This is a genomic window from Tsukamurella sp. PLM1, assembly GCF_023168325.1.
GTDB lineage: Bacteria > Actinomycetota > Actinomycetes > Mycobacteriales > Mycobacteriaceae > Tsukamurella.
The window spans coordinates 2,659,452-2,685,740 of the sequence record NZ_AP025688.1 but is presented as its reverse complement, the minus strand read 5'-3'; the positions used below and the strand labels follow the sequence as shown (position 1 = coordinate 2,685,740).

The 26,289-nt window shown below is 71.3% G+C and carries 25 protein-coding genes and 2 pseudogenes; 16 read left to right on the top strand and 11 right to left on the bottom strand.

Annotated features, from left to right (window positions below):
• The first annotated feature begins 123 nt into the window (after positions 1 to 123).
• A complete protein-coding gene (locus tag MTP03_RS13845; RefSeq protein ID WP_248488779.1) occupies positions 124 to 291 on the top strand; it encodes a hypothetical protein in 168 nt (55 codons plus the stop codon).
• Here the strand turns inward: MTP03_RS13845 and MTP03_RS13835 are convergent.
• Positions 288 to 2,315: a potassium transporter TrkG gene (locus tag MTP03_RS13835; protein ID WP_371820765.1), complete on the bottom strand. Its 2,028-nt coding sequence runs from the start codon at positions 2,313 to 2,315 to the stop codon at positions 288 to 290. The two genes, MTP03_RS13845 and MTP03_RS13835, sit on opposite strands and share 4 nt — an antisense overlap.
• A 25-nt stretch (positions 2,316 to 2,340) precedes the next feature.
• A complete protein-coding gene (locus MTP03_RS13830; RefSeq protein WP_248488778.1) occupies positions 2,341 to 3,285 on the bottom strand; it encodes an asparaginase in 945 nt (314 codons plus the stop codon).
• 98 nt (positions 3,286 to 3,383) lie between these two features.
• On the opposite strand from MTP03_RS13830, the gene MTP03_RS13825 reads away from it, so the two are divergent.
• Positions 3,384 to 3,878: a hypothetical protein gene (locus tag MTP03_RS13825; protein WP_248488777.1), complete on the top strand. Its 495-nt coding sequence runs from the start codon at positions 3,384 to 3,386 to the stop codon at positions 3,876 to 3,878.
• Between the two features lie 22 nt (positions 3,879 to 3,900).
• On the opposite strand, the gene MTP03_RS13820 is transcribed toward MTP03_RS13825, so the two are convergent.
• Complete coding sequence (locus MTP03_RS13820) at positions 3,901 to 4,896, bottom strand: hypothetical protein (protein WP_248488776.1); 996 nt, start codon at positions 4,894 to 4,896, stop codon at positions 3,901 to 3,903.
• Between MTP03_RS13820 and lspA the strand changes: the two genes are divergently transcribed.
• The 9 genes and pseudogenes from lspA to dnaE all read left to right on the top strand — a co-directional run bounded on the left by lspA (position 4,895) and on the right by dnaE (position 16,996).
• Positions 4,895 to 5,437, top strand: coding sequence for a signal peptidase II (lspA, locus tag MTP03_RS13815; protein WP_248488775.1), 543 nt, complete (start codon positions 4,895 to 4,897; stop codon positions 5,435 to 5,437). The genes MTP03_RS13820 and lspA overlap by 2 nt on opposite strands.
• On the top strand, positions 5,430 to 6,356 hold the full coding sequence (locus tag MTP03_RS13810; RefSeq protein WP_248488774.1) for an RluA family pseudouridine synthase: 927 nt from the start codon (positions 5,430 to 5,432) through the stop codon (positions 6,354 to 6,356). Before lspA ends, MTP03_RS13810 begins: the two co-directional genes overlap by 8 nt.
• A 235-nt stretch (positions 6,357 to 6,591) precedes the next feature.
• On the top strand, positions 6,592 to 7,005 hold the full coding sequence (locus MTP03_RS13805) for a hypothetical protein (RefSeq protein ID WP_248488773.1): 414 nt from the start codon (positions 6,592 to 6,594) through the stop codon (positions 7,003 to 7,005).
• Positions 7,006 to 7,219: 214 nt separating this feature from the next.
• Entirely contained in the window at positions 7,220 to 7,723 is a 504-nt protein-coding gene (locus MTP03_RS13800; RefSeq protein WP_248488772.1) for a DUF1731 domain-containing protein, read from the top strand.
• 88 nt (positions 7,724 to 7,811) lie between these two features.
• The gene (locus MTP03_RS13795; RefSeq protein WP_248488771.1) at positions 7,812 to 8,447 is read left to right on the top strand and encodes a TetR/AcrR family transcriptional regulator; all 636 of its coding nucleotides are present in this window, start codon (positions 7,812 to 7,814) and stop codon (positions 8,445 to 8,447) included.
• A pseudogene (locus tag MTP03_RS13790) lies at positions 8,444 to 10,176 on the top strand (ABC transporter ATP-binding protein). The gene MTP03_RS13795 and the pseudogene MTP03_RS13790 overlap by 4 nt, the downstream one beginning before the upstream one ends.
• The gene (locus MTP03_RS13785; RefSeq protein ID WP_248488770.1) at positions 10,173 to 12,002 is read left to right on the top strand and encodes an ABC transporter ATP-binding protein; all 1,830 of its coding nucleotides are present in this window, start codon (positions 10,173 to 10,175) and stop codon (positions 12,000 to 12,002) included. The pseudogene MTP03_RS13790 and the gene MTP03_RS13785 overlap by 4 nt, the downstream one beginning before the upstream one ends.
• 100 nt (positions 12,003 to 12,102) lie before the next feature.
• Positions 12,103 to 13,350: a serine/threonine-protein kinase gene (locus MTP03_RS13780; protein WP_248488769.1), complete on the top strand. Its 1,248-nt coding sequence runs from the start codon at positions 12,103 to 12,105 to the stop codon at positions 13,348 to 13,350.
• A gap of 79 nt (positions 13,351 to 13,429) precedes the next feature.
• Positions 13,430 to 16,996 carry a DNA polymerase III subunit alpha gene (gene dnaE / locus MTP03_RS13775; RefSeq protein ID WP_248488768.1) on the top strand — a complete coding sequence of 1,189 codons (3,567 nt, stop codon included), beginning with the start codon at positions 13,430 to 13,432 and terminating at the stop codon, positions 16,994 to 16,996.
• Between the two features lie 17 nt (positions 16,997 to 17,013).
• Here the strand turns inward: dnaE and MTP03_RS13770 are convergent, their stop codons facing one another.
• From MTP03_RS13770 to MTP03_RS13755, 4 genes are all read right to left on the bottom strand, one after another.
• Complete coding sequence (locus tag MTP03_RS13770) at positions 17,014 to 18,387, bottom strand: DNA mismatch repair protein (protein ID WP_248488767.1); 1,374 nt, start codon at positions 18,385 to 18,387, stop codon at positions 17,014 to 17,016.
• A 106-nt stretch (positions 18,388 to 18,493) separates the two neighbouring features.
• The gene (locus MTP03_RS13765; protein WP_248488766.1) at positions 18,494 to 20,008 is read right to left on the bottom strand and encodes a hypothetical protein; all 1,515 of its coding nucleotides are present in this window, start codon (positions 20,006 to 20,008) and stop codon (positions 18,494 to 18,496) included.
• A gap of 132 nt (positions 20,009 to 20,140) precedes the next feature.
• Positions 20,141 to 20,284 carry a hypothetical protein gene (locus tag MTP03_RS13760; RefSeq protein ID WP_248488765.1) on the bottom strand — a complete coding sequence of 48 codons (144 nt, stop codon included), beginning with the start codon at positions 20,282 to 20,284 and terminating at the stop codon, positions 20,141 to 20,143.
• On the bottom strand, positions 20,260 to 20,940 hold the full coding sequence (locus MTP03_RS13755) for a helix-turn-helix domain-containing protein (RefSeq protein WP_248488764.1): 681 nt from the start codon (positions 20,938 to 20,940) through the stop codon (positions 20,260 to 20,262). The genes MTP03_RS13760 and MTP03_RS13755 overlap by 25 nt, the downstream gene beginning before the upstream one ends.
• Before the next feature lie 126 nt (positions 20,941 to 21,066).
• Here MTP03_RS13755 and MTP03_RS13750 point away from each other — a divergent pair, with 126 nt between their 5' ends.
• The gene (locus tag MTP03_RS13750) at positions 21,067 to 21,693 is read left to right on the top strand and encodes a hypothetical protein (protein WP_248488763.1); all 627 of its coding nucleotides are present in this window, start codon (positions 21,067 to 21,069) and stop codon (positions 21,691 to 21,693) included.
• Positions 21,694 to 21,760: 67 nt separating this feature from the next.
• Here MTP03_RS13750 and MTP03_RS13745 read toward each other — a convergent pair whose 3' ends face one another.
• Positions 21,761 to 22,012, bottom strand: a complete 252-nt coding sequence (locus tag MTP03_RS13745; RefSeq protein ID WP_248488762.1) for a hypothetical protein — start codon at positions 22,010 to 22,012, stop codon at positions 21,761 to 21,763.
• A 71-nt stretch (positions 22,013 to 22,083) separates the two neighbouring features.
• Between MTP03_RS13745 and aroC the strand changes: the two are divergent.
• From aroC to aroB, 3 genes and pseudogenes are all read left to right on the top strand, one after another.
• Positions 22,084 to 23,297 (top strand): annotated as a pseudogene (aroC, locus tag MTP03_RS13740) (chorismate synthase).
• Positions 23,297 to 23,920, top strand: a complete 624-nt coding sequence (locus MTP03_RS13735; RefSeq protein WP_248488761.1) for a shikimate kinase — start codon at positions 23,297 to 23,299, stop codon at positions 23,918 to 23,920. Before aroC ends, MTP03_RS13735 begins: the two are co-directional and overlap by 1 nt.
• Entirely contained in the window at positions 23,917 to 25,038 is a 1,122-nt protein-coding gene (gene aroB / locus MTP03_RS13730; protein ID WP_248488760.1) for a 3-dehydroquinate synthase, read from the top strand. The genes MTP03_RS13735 and aroB overlap by 4 nt, the downstream gene beginning before the upstream one ends.
• Positions 25,039 to 25,041: 3 nt before the next feature.
• Here the strand turns inward: aroB and MTP03_RS22855 are convergent, their stop codons facing one another.
• Genes MTP03_RS22855 through MTP03_RS13720 form a run of 3 tightly spaced genes read right to left on the bottom strand, consistent with a single transcriptional unit; the run spans position 25,042 to position 25,701 of the window.
• Complete coding sequence (locus MTP03_RS22855) at positions 25,042 to 25,173, bottom strand: TetR-like C-terminal domain-containing protein (RefSeq protein ID WP_256465152.1); 132 nt, start codon at positions 25,171 to 25,173, stop codon at positions 25,042 to 25,044.
• The gene (locus MTP03_RS13725; RefSeq protein WP_256465284.1) at positions 25,140 to 25,376 is read right to left on the bottom strand and encodes a hypothetical protein; all 237 of its coding nucleotides are present in this window, start codon (positions 25,374 to 25,376) and stop codon (positions 25,140 to 25,142) included. Before MTP03_RS13725 ends, MTP03_RS22855 begins: the two co-directional genes overlap by 34 nt.
• Positions 25,267 to 25,701 (bottom strand): TetR/AcrR family transcriptional regulator, encoded by a 435-nt coding sequence (locus MTP03_RS13720; RefSeq protein ID WP_248488759.1) that lies wholly within the window; start codon positions 25,699 to 25,701, stop codon positions 25,267 to 25,269. Before MTP03_RS13720 ends, MTP03_RS13725 begins: the two co-directional genes overlap by 110 nt.
• 108 nt (positions 25,702 to 25,809) lie before the next feature.
• On the opposite strand from MTP03_RS13720, the gene MTP03_RS13715 reads away from it, so the two are divergent.
• Positions 25,810 to 26,265, top strand: a complete 456-nt coding sequence (locus MTP03_RS13715; RefSeq protein ID WP_248488758.1) for a nitroreductase/quinone reductase family protein — start codon at positions 25,810 to 25,812, stop codon at positions 26,263 to 26,265.
• Positions 26,266 to 26,289 lie beyond the last annotated feature (24 nt).

Genomic DNA, 26,289 nt, shown 5'->3' with positions numbered 1-26,289 from the left:
CCAGCAGGACGCCAAGGCCCTCGCCTATGCGGAGCCCTCCGTCCACCTCGGGTACGGAGCCTTCGGCCCGTCACCGTCGATCGACCCCGCCGAGCTCGCGAGCGCCCGGGCGACGACGAGCGGATGTCCGCGCTGTACGAGCGCACGTTCGACGACCTCGCCGCCGCGATCACCTCGGCCCTCGACGCGCAGGGGCTCCGCTACGAATGGGACGGCGATACCGGAACCCGGATCCGGGTCGTCGGGATGGACTGGCGCCGGCCACTTCCCGAGGACGACGGGGCGCGTTAGTTCACATCCGCGAACGCCTCGACGGCCTCGTTCCGCCCGGCCACGATGAGCACGTCGCCGTCCTGGACGATCGTGTCGTAATCGGCGTGCGTGAAGTCCTCACCCGGATGCTTGATCGCGACCACCGTGATCCCGTACTTGTGTCGCACCCCGGACTCCTTCAGTGCGAGCCCGACGATGCTCCGCGGCGCGTGCGCCTTGACCATGGCGTAGTCCTGCTCGAACTCCACGTAGTCGAGCATCTTCACGCCGGTCACGAGGTGCGCCACGCGCTCGCCCATCTCGTGCTCGGGGAGCACCACGTGGTGCGCGCCGACCCGCTCCAGGATCCGGCGGTGCTGGTGGCTCGTCGCCTTCGCCCAGATGTTGGGGATGCGGAACTCCGACAGCAGCGAGGTGGTCAGGATGCCGGCCTCCAGGTCGGATCCGATCGACACCACTGCGTGCGCGAAGTCGGGGACGCCGAGTTGCTTGAGGGCCTCCTCGTCCGTGGAATCGGCGACCGCGGCGTAGGTGAGGTCGTCCGAGAGGCGCTGCACGCTCCGCTCGTCCGCGTCGATCCCCAGCACCTCTGCCCCCTGTGCGATGAGCTCGCGCGCGACCGAGGCGCCGAACCGGCCCAGGCCGATGACGACGATCCGCATCCCGCTGCGTTTGAGTGATTTAGCCAACGATCGGACGCTCCTCCGGCAACTCGTAGCGGCGTTCGCGCTCGCGCAGGGCGAGCGCGGACGCCACAGTGACGGGGCCAGGCGCCCCGCGAACATCAGGACCACCAGCAGTATCCGCCCGGCGGTGGGCAGTTCGTCGGTGATCCCGGTACTCAGGCCCACCGTGGAGAACGCCGAGATCACCTCGAACAGCACCGCGTCGAGGTCGAAGTGGGTCAGTTGCAGCAGCGTCAGCGTTCCCACCATCACGGTGCCCACGCTCATCAGCGCCACCGTGATGGCCTGCCGCTGGACGCCGGCGGAGATCCGCCGGCCGAACGCGTGGACCGTCGGCTCTCCGCGGATCTCGGCCCAGATGACGAAGGCGAGGATCGCGAACGTGGTCACCTTGATCCCGCCCGCGACGCCGCCGCTGCCGCCGCCGATGAACATCAGCACGTCGGTCGTCAGCAGAGACGTCGGGTTCATCGCGCCCACGTCGATCGTGTTGAAACCCGCAGTGCGGGGCGATATTCCGGCGAACAGCCCCGAGAGGATCTTCCCGGGAACGTCCTTCGGCCCGAACGTGTCCGGGTTCGTCCACTCGAACGCCGTGATCATCACGACCCCGATGACCATCAGCGCGAAGTACGTGATCAGGGTGAGCTTGGTGTGCAGTGACCAGCGCAGCAGCGCGGTGTCCCGACCGATCCGGCGTCGCACGGCCTTCGTCACCTCGTAGATCACGGGGAAACCCAGGCCGCCGATCACGATCGCCGCCATGACCGGCACGAGGATCGCCGGATCGCCGGCGAACCGCGTCAGGCTGTCACCGTACAGCGCGATACCGGCGTTGTTGTACGCCGTGACCGCATGGAACACGGACAGGTACGCCGCGCGGCCCACGCTCACCTCGTACCCGGTCGCGAAGCGCGCGAACAGGAACAGCGCGACGATCGTCTCCACCGTGAGGCTCACTCGGACCACGCCGAACACGACCCGCTTGCTCTCGCCGAGGTCGAGCGACTTGTTCTCGGCCTGCGCCACGATCTGCATCCGCAGCCCGATCCGGCGGGCCACGAGGAGCCCGAGCAGCGACGCCAGCGAGATGATCCCCAGGCCGCCGACCTGGACGAGCACCATGATCACGACCTCGCCGAACGTCGACCAGTGCGCTTCGGTGTCCACCACGGCCAGGCCGTTCACGCACACCGCGGACGTCGCGGTGAACAGCGCGGTGCTCAGCCCGGGCCGCTGACCGTCCGTCGTCGCCACCGGTAGCGACAACAGGACGGTGCCGAGCACCGTCGCGAGCCCGAAACCGAGGACGATCAGGCGCGCCGGCCCCGTCGGGCCGGCCATAGCTCTGGCCATCAGGCGAACCTACCGCGATGCCGCACTACCGGCCCAGGTATGCGGCGATCCACCGCGGGCCCACGCCGGCGGCGAGTAGCGCCAGCAGCACGATCCGCGCCTGTCCCGGCCGCAGCCGTCGCGACAGCACCGCGCCGGCCGCCACCAGGTCGGCCGCGCCGCCGCCCCCGCCGTACGCGGCGTCGACGGGGCCGGACGCGATCCGCGTCGACACCACGACCACGACGCCCGCCGCCAGGGCGCGGCGGACCGCATCCGCGAGCGCCACCGTGGTGTTGCCGCTGCCGGTTCCCGCCAGCACGATGCCGCGCGCACCGGCGGACACCGCGGCGTCGACGAGGGCACCGTCGGCCCCCGGGTAGGAGGCGACGACGTCGACCCGGACCCCGGCGACCGGCGCCGCCTTGGTCAGCAGCCGGTGCGGTGCCGAGCCCTCGAGCTCTGCGACCGGGAGCCCGCCGGTGAACGGCTGCGGCGCGGTCGTCGACGCCTTGATCAGGCCGCGCACCGTCTGCACCTGCCCGGCGAACGACAGCAGCACCCCGAGTCCGCGGTAGCCGGGGTCGGCGGCGACGGCGATGGCCTCCGCGAGGTTCGCGGGGCCGTCCGCGGTGGGCGAATCGGCGGCGTGCTGCGCACCCGTGAACACCACCGGCCGCGGGTCGCCGTGCGACAGGTCGACCAGGAGTGAGGTCTCTTCCATGGTGTCGGTGCCGTGCGTCACCACCACCCCGGCGACGGACGGGGATTCGAGCGCGTCGGCGACCGCCGCACGGATCGCGTCCAGCTGGTCCAGGGTCAACGCCGACGAGTCGGAGGAGACCACGTCGCGCACCGTCACCGCCACGCCCGGCACGGCGCCCGCGGAACCGACGAGCGCGGCACCGTCGTCCGCGGGGACCGCCGCCCCGGACCCGTCGTGCCGGCTGGCGATGGTCCCGCCCGTGGCGAGCACGATCACTTCCACCATGTGAGCAGCATCGCACGCGGGGTACGGCACCGATCGGGCGCCGCGCCGTTTGGCATAGTGGAGGCGGCGAAGCAACGGCTGAACGGAGGTGGATCCCGATGCTCGTACGGGGCGCACTCACCCCTCTGATCGCCGTCGTCGCGCTGAGCTGCGCGGCGTGCGGAGGGGATGACCCCGCGGCGCGGAGCAGCGCGCCCTCGGCGGCCGCGCAGGTGACCGAGGCACCGTCGAACAGTGCGGACCGGGCGCCGTCCGCACAGCAGCTCGAGGAGATGCTCGCGCGCGCGGTGGACCCGAAGGTCCCGCTCGCCGACAAGGTGCACCTGGTGCAGGGCGCCACCGAGGCCGACGGTCCGTTGTTCGACGAGCTCGTCAAGCTCCGTCAGGACAACCCCGAGGTGAGCTGGCACATCGGCAAGCCCGTGCTGGAGCAGCCGGGGTTGGCCAAGGCGCAGTTCTCCATCCTCATGGGCGGCACCAACCAGTTGGCGTACGCGACGCTCGTATTCGACGGCGGCAGCTGGAAGCTGCAGCGGTCCTACACCTGCCAGATGATCGCGCAGGTGGGCCGGGATTCGCCGTCCTGCCACTGAGTCGGGGCGTCGCGCCGGGGCGTTACTTCGGGCCGAAGCGGTACACGCTGCCGGTCTTCTGGACCAGTTTGCGGCCCGGATCGTCGCCGAGGAGAGTCCGCCCGCCCTCGAGCTGCACCCCGCCCTGCCCGAAGGCCTTCGCGGGGTCGACCGCGATCGTCCCGGAGCCCTCCGACGTGAAGCTCTCGATGGTCAGCACCTGATCGCTGCCCGGCACCCGGAACACCGAGTCGTCGGGGGACTCCTCGACCTCGGCCTTCAGCTCGGGGGCGCCGACGGTGCCCGCGAGCGTCACCCGCATCGTCTGGGTCAGGGTGCTGTCCGCGCGGATGCCGCGCGTCGCGGTCCAGGTGGCGCCCGCGCCGACCGGCTCGGCGGGCAGCGGCACGAGCCGCAGGAACGTCTGCAGCAGTGCCTGTTCGAACGTGGCCTGGGCCTCCGCGGCGATGCCCGCGGGCGCCGCGATCGTGAACGAGCGCACCTCCCCGGACGGCGCGAGCCGGGCCCGCCCGACGGTGCCCGCCGCCGGCTCCAGCGCCTTCGTCATCGCGGTGTCGGTGGAACGCGGCGCCCCGAAGAACAGGTAGACGTCGAGGGGATCCGCGCAGGTGGGCTGCGCGGACATCGGCAGCGTGACGTCCCGGTTGCCGCCCGACGGCTGCTCACCCGCGACCTGGGACACCTGCAGCGTGTTGGTGAACAGCCCGTACTCGGCGACCGCAGTGGGGCGCACGGCGAGGGCCCGGCGCTCGCCGGTCCCCGGATCGCCGAGCACGACCGTCGCCTGCGGCACGTCGACGGTCACGGCGCCGGCCGGCAGCGCGGGTGGGTCCTGGGTGCAGCCGGCCGCCGGCGCGGGCGCGGCGACGGACGGGGGCGCGGAGCTCGCCACGGATTCACTGCCCGGCGCGCCACCGTCGCCGCACGCCCCCACGGCGACGCCCGCCGCCACGAGGACCGGAACCAGCCGCCACCGCCTGCCATGCACACTGCCACCGTAGTGGATGATGGAACGCATGGATTCCCCCGTGACCGCCCGGCCGAGCTGGTATCGGAACCCCCGCATACTCCTGCCGCTGGTCGCGCTCGCGGTGCTGCTGATCGACCTGGCCGCCAAGACGTGGGTCGTGCGGAACATGAGCTACGGCGAGAAGATCGAGGTGCTCGGCCCGTTCAGTCTGATCTTCGTGAAGAACCCGGGCGCGGCGTTCTCGATGGCCACGGGTTACACGTGGGTGCTCACGCTCGTCGCGGTGGGCGTGGTGATCTGGATCGTGCGGATGGGGAGCCGGCTCACCTCGATCCCGTGGGCCATCGGCCTGGGGCTGGTGCTGGGCGGAGCGCTCGGCAACCTCAGCGACCGGATCTTCCGGGCGCCCGGGGTGTTCCGCGGGCACGTGATCGACTTCTTCTCGGTCGGTGACTGGTTCCCGGTGTTCAACACGGCCGATAGCGCGATCAGCTGCGCCGCCGTGCTCCTCATCGGGCTCACGCTGCTCGGTAAGGACCCGTACGAGGGCTTCGGCCAGAAGAAGCAGGAGGCCACCACCGATGCGTGAGTCACGCACCATGCCCGTCCCCGACGGGCTCGACGGTCTGCGGGTCGACGCGGGCGTCGCGCGCCTGCTGGGCCTCTCGCGCACCGTCGTCTCCGAGCTCGCGGCCGAGGGCTCCGTGACGCTCGACGGTGTGCCGGTCGGCAAGTCCGACAAGCTGCACGCCGGCGCGCTGCTCGACGTGACGCTGCCGGAGCCCGCGCGGCCGCTCGAGATCGTCGCCGAACCGGTGGAGGGCATGGACGTCCTCTACTCCGACGACGACATCGTGGTCGTCGACAAGCCCGTGGGCGTCGCCGCGCACGCGTCCGTCGGCTGGACGGGTCCGACCGTGATCGGCGGACTCGCGGCCGCCGGCTTCCGGATCTCCACCTCGGGCGCGCCCGAACGGCAGGGCATCGTGCACCGGCTCGACGTGGGCACCTCCGGCGTCATGGCCGTCGCCGTCTCGGAGCGCGCCTACACGGTGCTCAAGCGGGCGTTCAAGCAGCGCACCGTCGACAAGCGGTACCACGCGCTCGTGCAGGGCCACCCCGACCCGATGTCCGGCACCATCGACGCGCCGATCGGCCGGCACCGCAGCTCCGACTGGAAGTTCGCGGTCACCAAGGACGGCAAGCCGTCGATCACGCACTACGACACGATCGAGGCCTTCCAGGCAGCGACGCTGCTGGACGTGCATCTCGAGACGGGCCGCACGCACCAGATCCGGGTGCACTTCGCCGCGCTGCACCACCCGTGCTGCGGCGACCAGACCTACGGCTCCGATCCGGTGCTCGCGAAGAAGCTGGGCCTGGACCGGCAGTGGCTGCACGCCCGGACGCTCGGCTTCACGCACCCCACGAATGGGGAGTACGTGGAGTTCACCTCGCCCTACCCCGACGACCTGCAGCACGCCCTGGACGTTCTGCGCGACGCGTGAGCCGCACGCTCGCGGGCTGGGGCGCGCTTCTCGTCGTCGCGCTGGGCCTGGCCTATTGGCTCGGCTCCGCGACCCCGTCCCCGACGATGCGTCCCACGGACGCGCGCCTCGGGCCCGAGTCCGGCCAGGCGGTGGCGGAGTACCCCGGCGAGGCCCGCGCGTCCCTGGCTGCCGCGCCCGCGGGGAGCGGCGCTGGGCCCTGGTCTCTCCGACCTCGGAGTGGACGCCCGACGAGGTGTGGGACCGCCTCGGGTCGCTGGACCGGATCGGCCGGGTCCTGGTCCGGGTGCGCATCCCCGGCGTCGCGACCCCCACCGCGACGGTGGCCCCCGGCCAGAGTCTCGAGGGCGTGCGCGCGGTGAACGAGCTGGCGGCGCTGGCGATGCCCGGCCTCGTGGCACCCGGTGCGCGGGGCGAGGCGATCGCCCGGGTGACCGCGTCGCGATTGCGCGCCGGCGTGCCGGCGGTGGTCGGCGTGGTGGTGTGGGGCTCGGGCGACGCGCTCCGCGCTGTGTCCGGTCGCCCCGGGGTGCGGTGCGTGCAGGTCATGCCGGACGACGGTGCCCGCTTCGGCGTGTCCGCCCTGCTCCCCGGCTACACCGATCGGGTCGCCCCCGGCTCCGACGACCGCCCCGTGCCGGCACGATAGCTGCGTCCGGACCGCTCTTCGACCGCCTCGTGGCCCGCCGGTTCGCCGCGGACGCCGATACGAGTCTGGCCCGGCTCGCGATGCTCGCCGGTCCGCCGCGCGTCGACGCGCCGCTCCACGTGGTCATTGCGGGCGGCACCACCGCGATCTGGAGCGACGCGGGGAGCGGTGGTGCACTGAGGACACCCCGCTGCCGGAGCATGGGCTGCCGCAGATGACGGGTGTTGCGCGGCCGTGGGAGGAGGCGGTCGCCGACGCCGAGACCGAACACCTCACGGTGCTGCGCACCTCGATCGTGCTCGACACGGACTCGCCCGCGATGGCCAAGATGGTCGGCGTCACCAGGACCTTCCTCGGCGGCAGCCTGGGCGACGGCAGGCAGTGGTTCAGCTGGATCCACCGCGACGACTGGCTCGCGGTCGTCCGCGCGGGCCTCGGCATCGAGCCCGGTGTCGAGGTGCCGGACGGCGTGGTCGTGGCCGCCGCGCCGAACCCCGTCCGCAACGCCGACCTGATGCGCGCGCTGCGCCGCCACCTGCATCGCCCGTTCGCGCCGCCGACGCCGGCGCGCGTGCTCGCACTCGGCGCGATCGGCATGCGGAGCGATCCCGCGCTCGGACTCACGGGCCGGCACGCCACCTCGACGGTGCTGCCGGCTGCGGGCCACCGGTTCGCCTATCCGGATCTCGACGGCGCGCTGGAGGATCTGCTCGGCTGATCGGCGCCGCGTCCGCAATCGCCCGATTCGCCGCGGGCGAACGGAAAACCAATTGTGAGTGGGCACTCACATCTGTAGTCTCACATTCGTGCCCGCGGCTAACGACACCCGATCCCGCGCGCCGCACCTGCCGCCCGACGAGCGGCGTGCGGCGCTGATCGCCGCCACGCGGGACGCGCTCCTCGACCACGGCACCGTCCCCACCACCAAGCAGATCGCCGCCGCCGCGGGCGTCGCGGAGGGCACGATCTTCCGGGTCTTCGACTCGAAGGAGGACCTGCTCGACGCGGTGATGACCGAGTCGTTCGACCCCGCGCCGCTCCTCGCCGAGATCGACGCCATCGACCCGGCGCAGCCGCTCCGTCAGCGCCTCTACCGGTTCACCGAGATCGTGCAGGCCCGGTTCCAGCGGATCTTCGGCCTCATGGACGCACTCGGCCTCGTCGCACCGCCGCACCGGCGCGATGGGGACGCGGACCGTCGGGCGAAGGAGGGCGGCCCCGCGCTCGTGTCCCGGCTCCGCGGCGTGATCGGCGACGACGCCGACCAGCTGTCCGTTCCACCGGAGGAGGCGATCCATCTGCTGCGCCTGCTCACGTTCTCCGGCAGCCACCCGCACATCAGCGATGGGCACGTCCTGTCGCCGCACCGCATCGTCGACGTCCTGCTCGACGGGATCTCAGCCCAGCCCAGCCGCCCACCGCGCGAAGGATCAGCCCCGTGAACCTCGTCAGACTCGTCGCCGCGCACCTGCGGCCCTACCGGCCGTGGCTGCTCGCGGTCGCGGTGTTCCAGTTGGTCAGCGTGATCGCGAACCTGGTGCTGCCCAGCATCAACGCCAAGATCATCGACCTCGGCATCACGCCGGGCGACACCGGCTACATCTGGCGGATGGGCGGGATCATGCTCGCGATCACGCTGGCCCAGGTGGTCGCGGCGGGCGGCGCCACCTACTTCGCCGCGCGGAGCGCGATGGCGTTCGGTCGCGACACGCGGCGCGCGCTGTTCGGCGCGGTCGGGAGGTTCTCGGGCCGCGAGGTCTCGACGTTCGGCGCGGCGTCGCTGATCACGCGCACCACCAACGACGTCCAGCAGGTGCAGCTGCTGGTGCTGATGACGCTGTCGATGATGATCCAGGCGCCGTTCATGGCCGTCGGCGGCGTCGTCATGGCCGTCCGCGAGGAGGCGGATCTGGCGTGGCTGATGGTGGTCGCGGTACCGGTGCTCGGCGCAGTCCTCGGCGTGGTGATCGCGCAGATGATCCCCGGCTTCCGGCTGGTCCAGACGCGGCTCGACGCCGTGAACCGCGTACTGCGCGAACAACTCACGGGCGTCAGGGTGATCCGGGCGTTCGTCCGGGAGCCCGTCGAACGCGAGCGGTTCGACGGTGCCAACACCGCGCTCACCGACGCCTCGGTGCGCGTCATGCGGCTGATGGCGATCATGTTCCCGTGGGTCATGCTGGTGCTCAACCTCTCCACGGTCGCCGTGTGGTGGTTCGGCTCTCACCTCATCGCCGACGGTTCCGCCCAGATCGGCTCGGTGACCGCCTACATGCAGTACATGATGCAGATCCTCATGTCGGTGATGATGGCGACCTTCATGGTGATGATGGTGCCGCGCGCCTCGGTCGCGGCGGACCGCATCTCCGACGTGCTCGCGACGACGCCCACCGTGGCGCCGGCGGAGCACCCGGCCGCCCTGCGCGCGATCACCGGCGCGGTCGAGCTCGACGGCGTCACGATGTGCTATCCCGTGCTGCGCAACCGGTACTCCGAAGCGTCGACCTCATCGCGCGGCCGGGGGAGACGGTCGCGATCATCGGGTCCACCGGCTCGGGGAAGACCACGCTGATCAACCTGCTGGCGCGGCTGTTCGACGCCACCGGCGGCGCGGTGCGCTACGACGGCGTCGACGTGCGCGACCTCCGCTCGGACGCCCTGTGGGGACACGTGGGCCTGGTGCCCCAGCGCGCATACCTGTTCAGCGGCACCGTCGCGAGTAACCTGCGGTTCGGCGACCCCGACGCGACCGACGAGGAACTCGCCGAGGCGCTGCGGATCGCGCAGGCGGAGGACTTCGTCACCGAGCTGGGCGGGCTCGACGCGCCGATCGCCCAGGGCGGGACGAACGTGTCCGGCGGGCAGCGGCAGCGGCTCGCCATCGCCCGGGCACTGGTCGCGAAGCCGGCGGTGTATCTGTTCGACGACAGCTTCTCGGCGCTCGACCTCGCGACCGACGCGAAGCTGCGCGCCGCGCTGCGGCCCCGCACCCGGGACGCCACCGTCTTCATCGTGGCGCAGCGCATCTCGACGATCGCGGGCGCCGACCAGATCCTCGTCCTCGAGGACGGCGAGGTGGTCGGCCACGGCATCCACGCCGAACTGCTCGAGACCTGTCCCACCTATCAGGAGATCGCCGGCAGCCAGGCGACGGCGGGGAGCGCGGCATGACCGGGCCGGGAGGACGCGCGGCCGCCGCCGCGACAGCGGGCTCGCCCACCCAGAAGCCGATGACCTTCTGGCCCTCGCTGCGGCGCCTGCTGGGGCGGCTGCGTGAGCAGCGCTCGGCGATGACGGCTGCGGTGCTGCTGTCGGTCGGTTCGGTCACCGCGGCCGTGCTGGCGCCGAAGGGGATCGGCAGCGCGGTCGACGCGATCTACGACGGCTTCCGATCGCAGCTGCAGCACGGCCCCGGCATCGACTTCGGCCGGGTCGGCACGATCCTCATCTGGGTGATCGCGCTGTTCGTCGCGAGTGGGGTGCTGCAGTACGCGCAGGGATACCTGCTCAACGGCGCCGTGCAGCGGGTCATGTACTCGCTGCGCTGCGAGGTCGAGGAGAAGCTCAACCGGTTGCCGCTGAGCTACTTCGACAAGCAACCCCGGGGCGAACTGCTCTCCCGCGTGACCAACGACATCGATAACCTCGGTCAATCGCTGACCCAGGCACTGAGCCAGCTCATCGTCTCGGCGTTCACGGTGATCGGCGTGCTGATCATGATGCTCGTGGTCTCGCCGCTGCTCACGGCCGTCGCCGTCGTCGTGATCCCGCTCATCGTCGTCTTCGCGGGCCAGATCATGAAGCGCAGCCAGAAGCACTTCGTCGCGCAGTGGAAGTCCACGGGCTCGCTCAACGCACAGGTCGAGGAGGCGTTCACCGGGCACGACCTGGTGACCGTCTACGGTCGCGGGGCCGCCCTCGAGGAGCGGTTCGGCGCGGAGAACGACGCGCTCATGGACGCGAGCTACAAGGCCCAGTTCCTCTCCGGCCTCGTGATGCCGATCAGCATGTTCGTGGGCAACCTGCAATACGTCGCGGTGTGCGTCGTCGGCGGCCTGCGCGTGGCGGCGGGCGGGATGAGCCTGGGCGACGTCATCGCCTTCATCCAGTACTCCCGGCAGTTCACCCAGCCGGTCACGCAGATGGCCTCGATGGTGAACATGCTGCAGTCGGGCGTCGCCTCCGCCGAGCGCGTGTTCGCGATCCTCGACGCGCAGGAGCAGGTCCCGGACCGGTCCGGGACGCTGCCCGAGCCGACGCGCGGCCGGGTGGCGTTCGAGGACGTCTCCTTCGGGTACAAGCCCGACGAGCCGCTGATCGAGGGCCTGAACCTCGTCGCCGAGCCAGGCCGCACTGTCGCCGTGGTGGGCCACACCGGCGCGGGCAAGACCACCCTGGTCAACCTCATCATGCGGTTCTACGAGCTCAGTGGCGGCCGGATCACGATCGACGGTGTCGACATCGCCGCGGTCGGCCGGGCGGACCTGCGCCGCCGGATCGGCATGGTGCTGCAGGACACGTGGCTGTTCGAGGGCACCATCATGGAGAACATCCGGTACGGGCGTCTCGATGCGACGGACGACGAGGTCTACGCGGCGGCGCGGGCCACGTTCGTGGACCGGTTCGCCCACTCGCTGCCCGACGGCTACGACACGGTGCTCGACGACGAGTCCGGCAGCGTCTCGGCGGGCGAGCGGCAGCTGATCACGATAGCGCGGGCCTTCCTCGCCGAGCCGGCCGTCCTCATCCTCGACGAGGCCACCAGTTCGGTGGACACCCGCACCGAGGTCCTGCTGCAGCGGGCGATGCACGCGCTGCGGGCCGACCGCACCAGTTTCGTGATCGCACACCGACTCTCGACGATCCGCGACGCGGACGTCATCGTCGTGATGGACCACGGGCGGATCGTCGAGCAGGGCTCGCACGATGAGTTGCTGGCGGCCGGCGGGCACTACGCCGGGCTCTACCGGGCGCAGTTCGAGGGCATCGAGATCTGACACCCGGACGCGCCGCCGGTCGTCGCCACGGCGACGGCACGCACCTGCGCGTTACGCTGGTGGCCGACGGATCGGACCATATCGGGCAGAAGCGGCGGAGATGAGTGACGAACTTGCACCCGGGACGGTGATCGGCGGCTACCGGATCGAGCGGCGCCTGGGTTCGGGCGGCATGGGTTCGGTCTACCTCGCCAAGCACCCCGAGCTGCCGCGGTACGACGCGCTCAAGGTGCTGGGCGCCTCGTACTCCGGCGACGACGGGTTCCGTCGCCGGTTCCTGCGAGAGGCCGAGTTGGCGGCGCGGCTCGACCACCCGAATGTGGTCACCATCTACAACCGCGGCACCGAGGGCAGCCGGTTGTGGATCGCGATGCAGTACGTGGAGGGCGACGACTGTTCGGTACTCCTCAAGCGCACCCCGTCCGGGCTCGATCCGGCGGTCGCGGTGCAGATCGTGGGGCAGATCGGGCGCGGCCTCGACAGCGCTCACAAGGCCGGGCTGTTGCACCGCGACATCAAGCCCGCCAACATCCTGGTCACGGCCGGCGACGACGACGGTGACGCGGAGGACCGCCGCGCCCTGCTCACCGACTTCGGCGTGGCGAAGGGCGGCGACGACGCGTCGGCGCTCACCGCGGTCGGCACCGTGCTCGCGACGCTCGCCTACGCCTCGCCGGAGCAGCTGTGCGGCGAGGAGCTGGATCCGCGCTCGGACCAGTACTCGCTGGCGGCGACGTTCTTCCACCTCGTCACCGGCAAGGTCCCGTACACGGGCGCCAGTACCGACGCGGTGATCGACGCGCACTTCAACGCCCCGCCGCCGCGGATCTCGCAGATCCGCAGCGGCGTCCCGCCGGCGGTCGACGCCGTCGTCGCGCGTGGCCTGGCGAAGACGCCGGGGGAGCGGTACGCCACGTGCAAGGAGTTCAGCAGCGCGCTGCGGACGGCGATGACGGCGCCCGTGGCGCGCCCGACGCCGCGGCCGATGCCCCGCCCGGCGGGTCCTCCCGCGTCACCCGCGCCGCACGCCCGGCCCGGATACGTGCCGGGCCCCGGACATCCGTCGGGTCCGCAGCAGCCCGCGTCCGCGGGACGGCCGTCCGTGCCCGTGCAGCGCACCGTCGCCCCCGGGATCCGGGGGCAGGCCGCCCGGCCCGGCTACCCGACGGTGCGCCCTCCCCAGCCGGCGTCCCAGCCCGTGCCGCAGCCCCTGTACGGCTCGGGTGCGCCCGCGCAACGGCCCGCGAAGGCGTCGTCCACGGGGTCGGTCTCGCCCGTCGTCCTGGTGCTCGTGGGAGTGGCGGTACTGGCGTTGCTGGTGTTGGTCCTGGCGATCGCGCTGGGCTGATCACCCGCCGGAAGTTGTCGGTGCGGAGGCCTACACTGCCTAATGACAGCGATGAGATTCTCCCGGAGGTGAGTAGCCCATGACGTCGGCCGCCGGCTCGTTCGTGCATCTGCACAACCACACCGAGTACTCGATGTTGGACGGTGCGGCCAAGGTCGATCCGTTGTTCGCGGAGGCGAAACGGCTGGGCATGACCGCGGTGGGCATGTCGGACCACGGGAACATGTTCGGTGCGTCGGACTTCTACAACACCGCGAAGAAGTACGACATCACGCCCATCATCGGGATCGAGGCGTACATCGCCCCGGAGTCTCGGTTCAACACCAAGCGGGTCAAGTGGGGCGATCCGTCGCAGAAGGGCGACGACGTCTCGGGTTCGGGTGCGTACACGCACATGACGATGGTGGCGGAGAACGCCACGGGGCTGCGGAACCTGTTCAAGCTGAGCTCGCTGGCCTCGATCGAGGGGCAGCTGGGCAAGTGGTCGCGAATGGACGCGGAGATCATCGCCGAGCACGCCGCGGGGATCATCGCGACCACGGGCTGCCCGTCGGGTGAGGTGCAGACGAGGCTGCGGCTGGGGCAGCCGGAGGAGGCGCTGGCGGCCGCGGCGAAGTGGCAGGAGATCTTCGGGAAGGAGAACTTCTACCTCGAGCTCATGGACCACGGCATCGATATCGAGCGCCGGGTCCGCGAGGGCCTGCTGGAGATCGGTCGCAAGCTGGGGATCAAGCCGCTGGCCACGAACGACTGCCACTACGTGACCAAGGACAAGGCGGATTCGCACGGGGCGCTGCTGTGCATCCAGACCGGCAAGACGATGTCGGATCCCACGCGGTTCAAGTTCGACGGTGACGGGTACTACCTCAAGTCCGCGGAGGAGATGCGGGCGCTGTGGGATTCGCAGGTGCCGGGTGCATGCGACTCGACGGTCGAGATCGGGGAGCGGGTCCAGTCCTACGCGGAGGTGTGGGAGCACAAGGACCGGATGCCTCGGTTCCCGGTGCCGACGGAGCACACGCAGGAGTCGTTCCTCGAGTCGGAGGTGCTGGCGGGCCTGCAGCGGCGGTTCCCGGAGTCGGGGCCGCCGGCCGACTACGTCGAGCGGGCGAAGTACGAGCTGGCGGTCATCAACGAGATGGGGTTCCCGGCCTACTTCCTCGTGGTCGGTGACCTGATCGCCCACGCGCACGAGGTCGGGATCCGCGTCGGCCCCGGCCGTGGTTCCGCAGCGGGGTCGCTCGTCGCGTGGGCGCTGGGCATCACCAACATCGACCCGATCCCGCACGGCCTGCTGTTCGAGCGGTTCCTCAACCCCGAGCGCGTGTCGATGCCCGATATCGATATCGACTTCGACGATCGCCGGCGCGGGGAGATGATCACCTACGCGTCGGAGAAGTGGGGCTCGGACAAGGTGGCGCAGGTCATCACGTTCGGAACCATCAAGACCAAGGCGGCGATCAAGGACTCGGCGCGCGTGCTGTACGGGCAGCCCGGGTACTCGATCGCGGACCGGATCACGAAGGCACTTCCGCCGCCGATCATGGCCAAGGACATCTCGGTCAAGGGCATCACGGACCCGGCGCACGAGCGGTACAAGGAGGCCGTCGAGGTCCGGCAGCTGATCGAGACGGATCCGGACGTCAAGAAGATCTACGACATGGCGCTCGGGCTCGAGGGCCTGATCCGCAACGCGGGTGTGCACGCCTGCGCGGTGATCATGTCCTGTGATCCCCTCACGGACGCGATCCCGGTGTGGAAGCGCGCCCAGGACGGCGCGATCATCACCGGCTGGGACTACCCGTCGTGCGAGGCCATCGGCCTGCTGAAGATGGACTTCCTGGGCCTGCGCAACCTCACCGTCATCGGTGACGCGCTGGACAACATCAAGCACAACCGCGGCATCGACCTGGACATGGACCAGCTGCCGCTCGACGACGAGACCACCTACGAACTACTGCAGCGCGGCAACACCCTCGGCGTCTTCCAGCTCGACGGCGGCCCGATGCGCGACCTGCTGCGCCGCATGCAGCCCACCAAGTTCGAGGACATCGTGGCCGTCGGCGCGCTGTACCGCCCCGGCCCGATGGGCATGAACGCGCACAACGACTACGCGGATCGCAAGAACGGCCGGCAGCAGGTCAAGCCCATCCACCCGGAGCTCGAGGAGCCGCTGAAGGACATCCTCGCGGACACGTTCGGCCTGATCGTGTTCCAGGAGCAGATCATGCAGATCGCGCAGAAGGTGGCCGGGTACAGCCTCGGACAGGCCGACATCCTGCGTCGCGCGATGGGCAAGAAGAAGAAGGAGGTCCTCGACGAGGCCTACGGCGGCTTCCAGCAGGGCATGCTCGACAACGGCTTCTCGCAGGCCGCGATCACCGCGCTGTGGGAGACCGTGCTGCCGTTCGCCGGCTACGCGTTCAACAAGTCGCACGCCGCCGCGTACGGCCTGGTCTCGTATTGGACGGCGTACCTCAAGGCGAACTACCCGGCCGAGTACATGGCCGCGCTGCTCACCTCCGTCGGTGACGACAAGGACAAGGCGGCGATCTACCTCGGCGACTGCCGCCGGCTCGGCATCACCGTCCTGCCGCCGGACGTCAACGAGTCCTTCCACGCGTTCACCTCGGTGGGCGAGGACATCCGGTTCGGCATGGGCTCGGTGCGCAACGTCGGCGAGGGCGTCGTCGCGTCCATCGTGAACACCCGCAAGGAGAAGGGGAACTTCACCTCGTTCTCCGACTACCTCGCCAAGATCGAGGTCGCGGCCTGCTCCAAGAAGGTCACCGAATCTCTTATCAAGGCGGGCGGATTCGACTCGCTCGACCATCCTCGCAAGGGGCTGCTGCTGGTGCACGCCGACGCGATCGAGTCGGTGCTGTCCACCAAGAAGGCCGAGGCCGTGGGCCAGTTCGACCTGTTCGGCTCCATGGGCGACGAGGACGGTGGCGCGGAACCGATCGACGACGTCTTCACCATCAAGGTGCCCGACGAGGAGTGGGACGGCAAGCACAAGCTCGCCCTCGAACGCGAGATGCTGGGGCTGTACGTGTCCGCGCACCCGCTGGACGGGGTCGAGCACGTCATCGCGGCGCAGACCGACACCCCCATTCCGGCGATCGTTGAAGGCGACGTCAAGGACGGCACCCAGGTCACCGTCGGCGGCATCCTGCAGTCGGTGAACCGGCGCGTGAACAAGAACGGCGCCCCGTTCGCGTCCGCGCAGATCGAGGACCTCTCGGGCGGTATCGAGGTGTTCTTCTTCCCGCAGGCCTACGCCGCGTACGGCGCGGAGGTCGTCGAGGACGCCGTGGTGTTGATCAAGGCGCGAGTCAACTTCCGCGACGACAAGGTGACGCTCATCGCGAACGACATCGCGCCGATCGACCTGTCGCAGATCGGCGTCGCGAAACCGCTGTCGCTCACGATGGCCACCCGGGTGTGCACGCAGGACAAGGTCTCGGCCCTCAAGCAGGTGCTGCAGCGCCACCCGGGCGTGTCCGACGTGCACGTCAAGCTCGTCACCGGCGACGGCGAGGGTCAGAGCACCACGCTCAGGCTGGCCGACACGTTGCGGGTGAACCCGTCGTCGTCGCTAATGGGCGACTTGAAGGCCCTGCTGGGCCCCAACTGTCTGACCTGATCGTTGCACGTGCCGCCTCACGGGCCGGTCGCGACGCCGAATATCCGCTGGAACAGATCCTCGCCGTGGCTGGTGGGCAGTGGCCGGCCGGGGAGGACCCGGAAGGTGCGGTCCCCCGTCGGGAGGCGCTCCGCGCGGAGGAAGGCGTGCCGCGGGTCGTCGGCTTCGGCGAGGCCGCGCGCGAGTTCGTACATGTGCGTCACGTAGACGACCGTGATCCCGCAGTCCCGCATGGTCTCGACGATCCGCCGTGCCAGTGCGGCTCCCTCGCGCTCGTTCGTGGACGCAAGCGATTCGTTGCACAGCAGGAGTGCTCCGGGGTGGATCACGTCCGCGATGGCGCTCATCCGGCCCAATTCCTCCTCCAGCCGGCCCGCGGTGTCGCCGCCGTCCGGCTCCTCGCCGCCGAAGTGGGTGAGTACCTGCGGGTGGACGGGGCCGCGGTACTCCCGTGCTGGTACCGGCATGCCGCATCGCAGCATGAGCTGCGCCGTCCCGATGCTCCGCAGCAGCGTCGTCTTCCCGCCGTGGTTCGCGCCCGTAATCATCGTGACCGTGGCGTCGGCGGTGTCGATGTCGTTGCCTACCAACGATTCCCGGGTCTCCAGGGCGAGCGTGGGGTGATAGAGGCAGCGGCAGGTCAGGCCTCGCGCGGACGGCTCCGGAAAACACCACGGCGCCCCGCGCTCGTCGAGTGCGGCCAGAAGGTTCATGACGGCGCGGTAGAAGCCCAGCTCGTCCGCGATGGTCTGGAAGTACACGGCCACGTGCTCCGCCGCCTGCGCGACGGCGTCCGCCGCGGTGCGGATTCCGCGGCCCGCGAGCACGGTGAGGGCCTCGGCGGCCGTGGGATCGTCGACGTCGAGGTCGATCGCCCCGTCGCGGCCGCGCAGGCGTCGCCATCCCGTGCGGTCCGGGCGGCGCAGCACATGATCCGTCCCGTGCGCCCCGGCGCCCAGCCGGACGCTGATGAGCTCGCCCTTCGCGAACCGGAGCCCCGCGAGGTGCTCCCGCACTGACGAGAGGTACGCGTCGTCGAGATCGGCTGCGATGCAGGAGAAGAAGGCCTCGAAGCCCGCCGACGAGAAGCTCCCGCGCCACCGGTCGCAGGCGGCGCGCAGCTCGACGAACGCGTCCAGGAACATGTCCAGCACGTCGAGCGACCGGTACAGCACCTTGTCGGGGGTGGCGCGCGTGAACAGCCCGAAGTAGTTGTGGCGCTCCCGCTCCACGGCGTTCGCCGCGATCCGCCGTAGCTCGTCGACCGCCTCCGGGTGGGCGAGGCAATCCGAGAGCACCTCGTGGCGGTAGCGGATGTCGTCGGCCGAGGCGACGTCGCCCAGCAGCATCGTCTCCGCGACCCGGTACAGCGCGTCGTCCCCGGCGGCCATCGCGGGGAGCAGACGATCGAGCCCGAGATTCCGCCGCAGTTCCTCGGCCCGCGGGGTGCCGGCGGGACCTTGTGCAGATCCCGGTCGCGGTACAGCAGGCGGGTTCTCACGATGCGATCCGCCGCCGCAGGGTGTCCGGGTCGAGGCCGTGCCGGTGGGCGAGTGCCGCCGCGTGGGCGAGGCCGTGGGGCCGGCCGCGGCGCACGCGGAAGGTGCGGGCGGACGGCTCGGCGGGCACGTCGGCCGTCATGCTCACCACCCCGTCGCCGAGCAGGGCGATCTCGTCGGCGAACGTGACGTAGGCGCACCGCACACCGCGCTCCACGAGCCTGCGGACGACCGCGGAGCCCAGGCGGATCCCGTCCTCCAGCGACGTCGACGCGAAGGTCTCGTTCATCACCACGACGGTGCGTCCCGTTGCGGCGGTGAGGATCTCGCGCATTCCCTCGATGTCTGCCTCCAGCCTGCCGCGTCGGTCGTCGGCGGATTCGGGGCGCTCGAACTGCGTGCACAGCGCGTCGAACAGCCCGATCTCCACGGCGGTGCCCGGCACGGGGAGGCCGAGCGCCGCCAGGTGGTGGATCTGGCCGAAGGCCCGGGCGAGCGCCGTCTTGCCGCCGTGGTTGGGGCCGGTGATCACCAGCACGCGCTCGTCGCGGCCGAGCCGCACGTCGTTGCCCACGACGGGTTCCCCGCGCCGCACCAGGTCCGTCGCCATCGCCAGGTCGACGGTGCCGTGCGCGTCCAGGACGGGATCGGGGGAGAGCGTCGGCAACGTGAACGGGACGCCCTCCGCCTCCAGGCGGGCGACGAAATCCAGGAACCCCAGGTACCAGCGGATCTCGAGGTCTGCGCGGGTCACCGCGGGGTCGCCGGCGCCGGCGTGCCGTTCCCGGAAGCGGGCGAGCGTGCGGAACGCGTCGGGAAACAGGGCCGCGACGTCGGTGAGGATGGCGGCCTCGACACCGTCGAGTCCGGGGCGCACCGGCACGTCCTCGGACCGGCGGGTGGTGTTGTCGATCCGGAAGCGTTCGAAGACGGCGGCGACCTCGGCTCCGTAGTCCGGTTCGCCGTGGTAGCGCCCCACGCGCACGTCGGACTTCTTGATCCGCACGGTGTACTCGACGGCGTCCATCAGCCCCGCCGCCGTTGCCGCGTCGTCCGCCAGCGACCGGTGCTCGTGCGACTCGGACAGCGCGTCGAGGTGGGCGCGCAGGTCGCGCAGTGCCGCGGGCGGGTCCGTCACGGCGGCGAGCACCGACCGTAACTCGGCGACGGCGGCGAGGTATCGGCGAGCTCCGTCGAGGAACCAGGCGTCGCGTTCGGGCGCGAGCCGCAGCCGCTCGGCGTTGGACCGGGCCTCGCGCGTCGCTGCCATCCCGGCACAGAACCGCCGCAACCCCGCCGTGAGGCCCGCGTCCCGCCGCAGGGCACCGCACAGGTCCTGCCGGTACTGCGCGACCGCTACCGTCGGGGCCGGCGCGCGGAACAGCGGAGCGATCTCGGGGTCGTGCGCCGCGGCCTCGGCGACGACGCGATCCATCCCCAGGTCGGCGAAGTGGGCGGGGTCGAGGGGTGGCGTACCGGCGGCGGGTGCGCCGAGGAGGGAGGGGGAGTCCACGACGCACCTCCGCTCTCGCCGTCTCATCACGGCCGGACCGGCGGGTGGCGTCGGCGGCGCCCACGGGGTTCGCCGGTCCCTCGACCGTACGTCCGGCCGGAAGGCGGCGGCAAGCCCCGGCGGACCGCCGCGTCAGGCCCCGGCCGTATCGGCCATCCCGGCGAGGGTGCGCCGCGTGGCGTCGTCGGCGGGCAGCATCGTCTCGACGGCGATCTCGTCGAGCGTGACATCGCGGGGCGCCCCGAAGACGGTCACGGTGTACAGCAGCGACAGCACGGCGGATTCGGTCGCCATGCGCAGCGGGACGGCGATGTCGTCCGCGGCCCGGCCGCCCCGGGCACGGGCTCCACGTCGGGGACCGGGTACGACTCCAACTCGAGGATCAGCGCGGCGAGCTCCTCGTCCGCGGTGCGATCGAGCTGTCGGCGGGCGCGCCGGAGTGCGTTCGCTCGCCAGCGGTCCGGGGAGATGAGGCATCCGGCGAGGCCGTCGGGGTGCAGGGTCGCGCGCAGCATGTTCAGCGGCGGTCCCGCGACCGCCCGCGGGACCAGGTCCAGGAATCGTCGCATCGCGGCGTTGGCCTCGACGACGTTCCAGCGCACGTCGATCGCCACTGCCGGGTAGGGCTCGTGCGCCCGGAGCAGGGCGGTGAGCGCCTCGGCCGCGGGTCCGAGGTCCCGCCACGCGCGCTCCGCATGCACGGGCGCGAAGCCGGCCGCGACGTAGAGGCCGTTGCGCTCGCGCAGCGGGATGTCGAGTTCGTCCGCGAGGCGCTCGATCATCGACCGGCTCGGCAGCGCGCGCCCGGTCTCGAGGCAGCTCAGGTGCCGCGTGGAGACCCCTGCGGCCAGCGCCACATCGAGCTGGGACCGGCGGCGCCGTTCCCGCCATCGCCGCAGCCTTGAACCGATGCTCGTCCCGGTGGCGTCCATGGGGCCAGGCTCGCACGGCCCGGGCGCCGAGTCCATGACCCCGGAGGTCATGGACGGCCGGCGGTCTACGGGGTCACGGTGGTCTCAGGGCCGCCGGCCGTGCGGCCGACGAAGAGGAAGCGAATCATGTTCCTGATCGAGATAGCCCACCCCGCCGACGCGTTCGACGACGCCGACCGTGATCTATTGGCCGACCGGATCCTGGAGCCGCTGCTCGGCGCGGGCCACGGGCCAGCGGAGACGCTGATGCGTGCGGCGCTCGCAACGCACGTCGCGTTCCGTGAGCTGCGCGGCTGGCGCACCGGGGACGGGCCGCCGCAGCCGGGCTTCGCCCCGCCCCTGATCGTCACCGTGACGGTGCCCGACGAATGGCGCGAGGACGGCGGCGCCCGCCACTTCATCGGCGTCGTGCGCGCCGCGGTCCGCCGCCTCGATCACGAGCGGGGCTGGGACCGCGACTTGGGATCGCTGTGGGTGCGGGTGGACGGCGTGCCGGACGGGTGCATCGGGCTCGACGGTAAGCCGGCCACGGCTGCGGACGTCCTGGACTTCCTCACCGAGGTGTACCGGGCGTCGGTCGCGGACGGCCGCGCGCCCGAGGTCCCGGACGGCAAGCTGCTCGATCCGACGTGCGGAATGTTCGTGACGGACGCACCCGGAGTGATCGCGCTCGAGCACGACGGCGTTCGCGTGGGCTTCTGTGCCCAGGGCTGCCGGGACGCGTACGCCCGCGAGCACGGACTACCTGTCTGACGCCTCCCGCAGGAGGGCCGGGCGATCCCGGTGATCGGGGATCGGCGCGAGGGGCGCCCGGGATCGGCTACACCCGGTCGTGGACGGTGCGCGCGGCCCACCAGACGACGGTGCCCGCACCCGCTGCCGTGAGGACGGCCGGGGTGAACGAGGGGACGCCGGTCGCCAACGTGAGGAGCAGGCCGAACGCCAGGACCAGTAGCGCCGCGATCAGTGCCTCCGCCTTGTAGCGGGGCCACCGCACGCCGAACACGTCGACGGTGCGCCGGTCCGCGCGGGCGCGGTCTGCGGAAGTCGAAGATGTGGCGATGGCGGTCATGAAGTTCACTCTAACCCCTGATTGCAATTTCGGCTACCCGAACTCACGCATCGGCGGGTCGGTCTGGGATGATGAACCACGTGTTGCGCTGGATCACCGCAGGAGAATCGCACGGCCCCGCCCTCGTGGCCCTCGTGGAGGGCATGGTCGCGGGCGTCGAGGTCACGTCGTCGGACATCGCCGCCCAGTTGGCGCGGCGGCGCCTCGGCTACGGCCGGGGTGCGCGCATGAAGTTCGAGGCCGACAAGGTCACCATCCTCGGTGGTGTCCGGCACGGTCGTACCCAGGCCGGCCCCGTCGCCATCGAGATCGGCAACACCGAGTGGCCCAAGTGGGAGCAGGTCATGTCGGCCGATCCTGTCGACCAGGAACTGCTCGACGGCATGGCCCGGAACGCGCCGCTCACCCGGCCGCGGCCCGGCCACGCCGACTACTCGGGGATGCTCAAGTACGGATTCGACGACGCCCGGCCCGTCCTGGAGCGCGCGAGCGCCGCGAGACGGCGGCCCGGGTCGCGGCCGGTACCGTCGCCCGCAACTTCCTGCGCCAGGCCTTCGGCGCCGAGGTGGTCAGCCATGTCATCTCCATCGGCGCGTCCGAGCCGTACGCCGGCCCGACCCCGTCGGGCTCCGATCTGGAGCGGATCGACGCATCGCCCGTCCGCGCCTTCGACGAGGCTGCGGAGCAGTCGATGATCGCCGAGATCGAGGCGGCCAAGAAGGACGGGGACACCCTCGGCGGCGTCGTCGAGGTCGTGGTCACGGGTCTGCCGGTGGGCATCGGCTCCGTCGCCTCCGGCGACAGCCGTCTCGACGCGCGCCTCGCCGCCGCGCTCATGGGCATCCAGGCGATCAAGGGGGTCGAGGTCGGCGACGGCTTCGAGACCGCCCGCCGCCGCGGCAGCGCCGCGCACGACGAGATGCTGCCCGACAAGGGCGGCGTGCTCCGCTCGACCAACCGCGCGGGCGGCGTGGAGGGCGGCATGACCAACGGTGAGGAGCTGCGCGTGCGCGCGGCCATGAAGCCGATCTCCACGGTCCCGCGGGCGCTGCGCACCATCGACATGCAGACCGGGACCGAGGCCGTCGCGATCCACCAGCGCAGCGACGTGTGCGCGGTGCCGGCCGCCGGCGTCGTGGCCGAGGCCATGGTGGCGCTGGTCGTCGCCCAGGCGGCGCTCGAGAAGTTCGGCGGCGACAGCCTTGCCGAGACTCGCAGCAACATCGAGCGGTACTCCGAGCAGGTGTCGGCGCGGTTGCAGCGGGTGACGCCCGAGGCGATCTGATGGCCCCCGCGCCGGCGCGCGAACCGGGGCCCGCCGCGATCCTGATCGGCCCGCCCGGCGCGGGGAAGACCACGATCGGTCGCCGCCTCGCGAAGGCCCTGCGCGTGGAGTTCCTCGACATCGACGAGGAGATCGAGCTGCGTGAAGGCCGGTCGATCCCGCAGATCTTCGCCGGCGACGGCGAGTCCGTGTTCCGCGCGATCGAGGAGGATGTGATCGCCGACGTCGTGGCCCACCACCGCGGGGTCGTCTCGCTGGGCGGCGGCGCCGTGCTGTCGGAGACCACCCGCACCCTGCTGCGCCTGCACCAGGTGGTCTACCTCGAACTCACCGAGGACGAGGGGATCCGCCGCACCGTCAACCCGTCCGCGACGGCCCGCCCGCTCCTGGGGGGCGACGACCCCGCCGCCGCGTACCGCGCGCTCATGGCCCGGCGCACCCCGATCTACCGTGAACTCGCGACGATCCGGGTGTCCACCGTGGGGCGCGCACCGTCGTCCGTGGTCCGACAGGTGCAGCGGCGCCTGAAGGACACCGCACCGGGCCGGGAGCGACGCGGCCCTGGCCGAAGCTGCCGGCCGTCCTCCGCACGTCCAGCAAGAACCGATCGGAGTAGTACATGAGCACCATTTCCGGCGAGCCCGTCAAGGTCCGCGTGAACGCGGCCGACCCCTACGACGTGCTGATCGGTCGCGGCCTGCTCGACGAGACCGTCGCCGCGGCCGGCGAGGCCACCAAGGCCGCGATCTTCTACCAGCCGACCCTCGCGGAGACCGCCGAGGTGCTGCGGGAGGCGCTCGCGGCCAAGGGGATCGACGCGCACCGCATCGAGCTGCCCGACGCCGAGGCCGGCAAGGACCTGCAGGTCGCCGGGTTCTGCTGGGAGGTGCTCGGCCGCATCGGCCTGAGCCGTCAGGACGTGGTCTACAGCCTGGGCGGCGGCGCCGCGACCGACGTCACCGGCTTCGTGGCCGCCACCTGGATGCGCGGCGTGCCCGTCGTGCACATTCCCACGACGCTGCTCGCGATGGTCGACGCGGCCGTGGGCGGCAAGACCGGGATCAACACCGACGCGGGCAAGAACCTGGTCGGTTCCTTCCATGAGCCGCGCACCGTGATCGTCGACCTCGCGACACTGGAGACGGTGCCGCGCAACGAGATCGTCGCCGGCATGGCCGAGGTCATCAAGACCGGTTTCATCGCGGACCCGGTGATCCTGGACCTCATCGAGAACGACGCGGAGGCGGCGCTCGATCCCACTGGCGAGGTCCTGCCCGAGCTGGTCCGCCGGTCGATCGAGGTGAAGGCGAAGGTCGTCTCGGCAGACCTCAAGGAGTCGTCGCTGCGCGAGATCCTCAACTACGGCCACACGTTGGCCCACGCGTTGGAGCGCCGTGAGCGCTACCGCTGGCGCCACGGCGCCGCGGTCTCGGTCGGCCTGATCTACGCGGCCGAGCTCGGCCGGCTCGCCGGCCGCCTCGACGACGAGACCGCCGACCGGCACCGTCGGGTACTGGAGTCCGTGGGCCTACCGACGAGCTACGACGCGGACGCCTTCGGACAGCTCCTCGAGTACATGGGCAAGGACAAGAAGAACCGCGCGGGGCTGCTCCGGTTCGTCGTGCTGGACGGGCTTGCGCGCCCGGGGCGGCTCGAGGGGCCGGACCCGTCGCTGCTCGTCGCGGCGTACTCCGCCGTCGCCAAGGAGGGCACCGCGGCCGACGGTTCCGTGCTGCTGTAACCCTCAGAGCCCCAACCGGTCCGCGGTCGCGTCGAGAAGGTACTCGAACAGCTCGTCCGCGGGCTCGAGGGTGTTCGCGAACTGCCCGAACACCTCGAAACTCACGGCCCCGAACAGCTGCGTCCACGCCAGCACCGCCAGCGCGAGCTGGGCGTGGTCGGCTCCGGGGTCACCGCGTCAGCCACGTCCGCCAGCTGCCGGTCCAGCACGCCCGACGGTGCCGCCGTCTCACCCCGGCCCGCGGCCGCGACGCGGGCGAAGGTGCCCGAGATCCTGATCGCCGCGTCGGTGGTCTGTTGCGGCGCACGGTATCCCGGCACGGGGGAGCCGTAGAGCAGCGCGTACTCGTGCGGGTGCGCCAGTGCCCAGGCCCTGACCGCGCGACCGGCCGCCTTCCAGTCCGCGCGCGTCCGCGCCGCCGACCACGGCGACCACCTCGTCGCCGAGCGCGGTGTAGGCCTCGGTGATGAGGGTGGTCAGCAGGGCGTCGCGACTCGGAAAGTACCTGTACACAGCCGACGACGCGAGTCCCAGGTCGCGGGCCACGGCCCGCAGTGACAGCGCCGCCGCGCCCACGTCGCGCAGTTGATCGCGCGCGCTGCGGGTGATCTCGGCGGTCAGTTCGGCGCGGGCGCGCTCGCGGGCGGTTCGTGCGGCGTTCACCCGGCCATCATCGCACCGATACGAAACGAGAGCACTGCTCTTGACAATGGGAGCCTCCGGCGGAGCATTGAATCGAAACGAGAGCAGTGCTCACTATTGGAGGATCTCATGACCGCAGCCGCCGCCGACCGCGTCCGTCCCGGCCGCACCGCCACCGCGTTCAACAACACCGTCGCCTGGCTCGCCCGGCGCGGCCTCTCCCTGTACGGCAGCAAGGAACTGGCGGTGCGCGGCCGGAAGTCGGGGCAGTGGCGCACCGTCCCCGTCAACGTCCTCGTGGTCGACGGTGCCGAGTACCTCGTCGCGGCGCGCGGCGTCACCCAGTGGGTGCGGAACATCCGCGTCGCCGGGGCGGGAGAGCTCCGGCTCGGGCGCACCGTCGAACCGTTCGCCGCCACCGAGGTCGTCGATCCGGCCGCCAAGGTGCCCGTGCTGCGCGCCTACCTGCACAAGTGGGCCTGGGAGGTCGGTGCGTTCTTCCCCGGACTCTCGGCGGAGAGCACGGACGGCGAGCTGGCGGCCGCCGCGGTGCGGTACCCGGTGTTCGTCGTCGACCGGTCCTGACGCGCACCCCGCCGGATCGGGTCC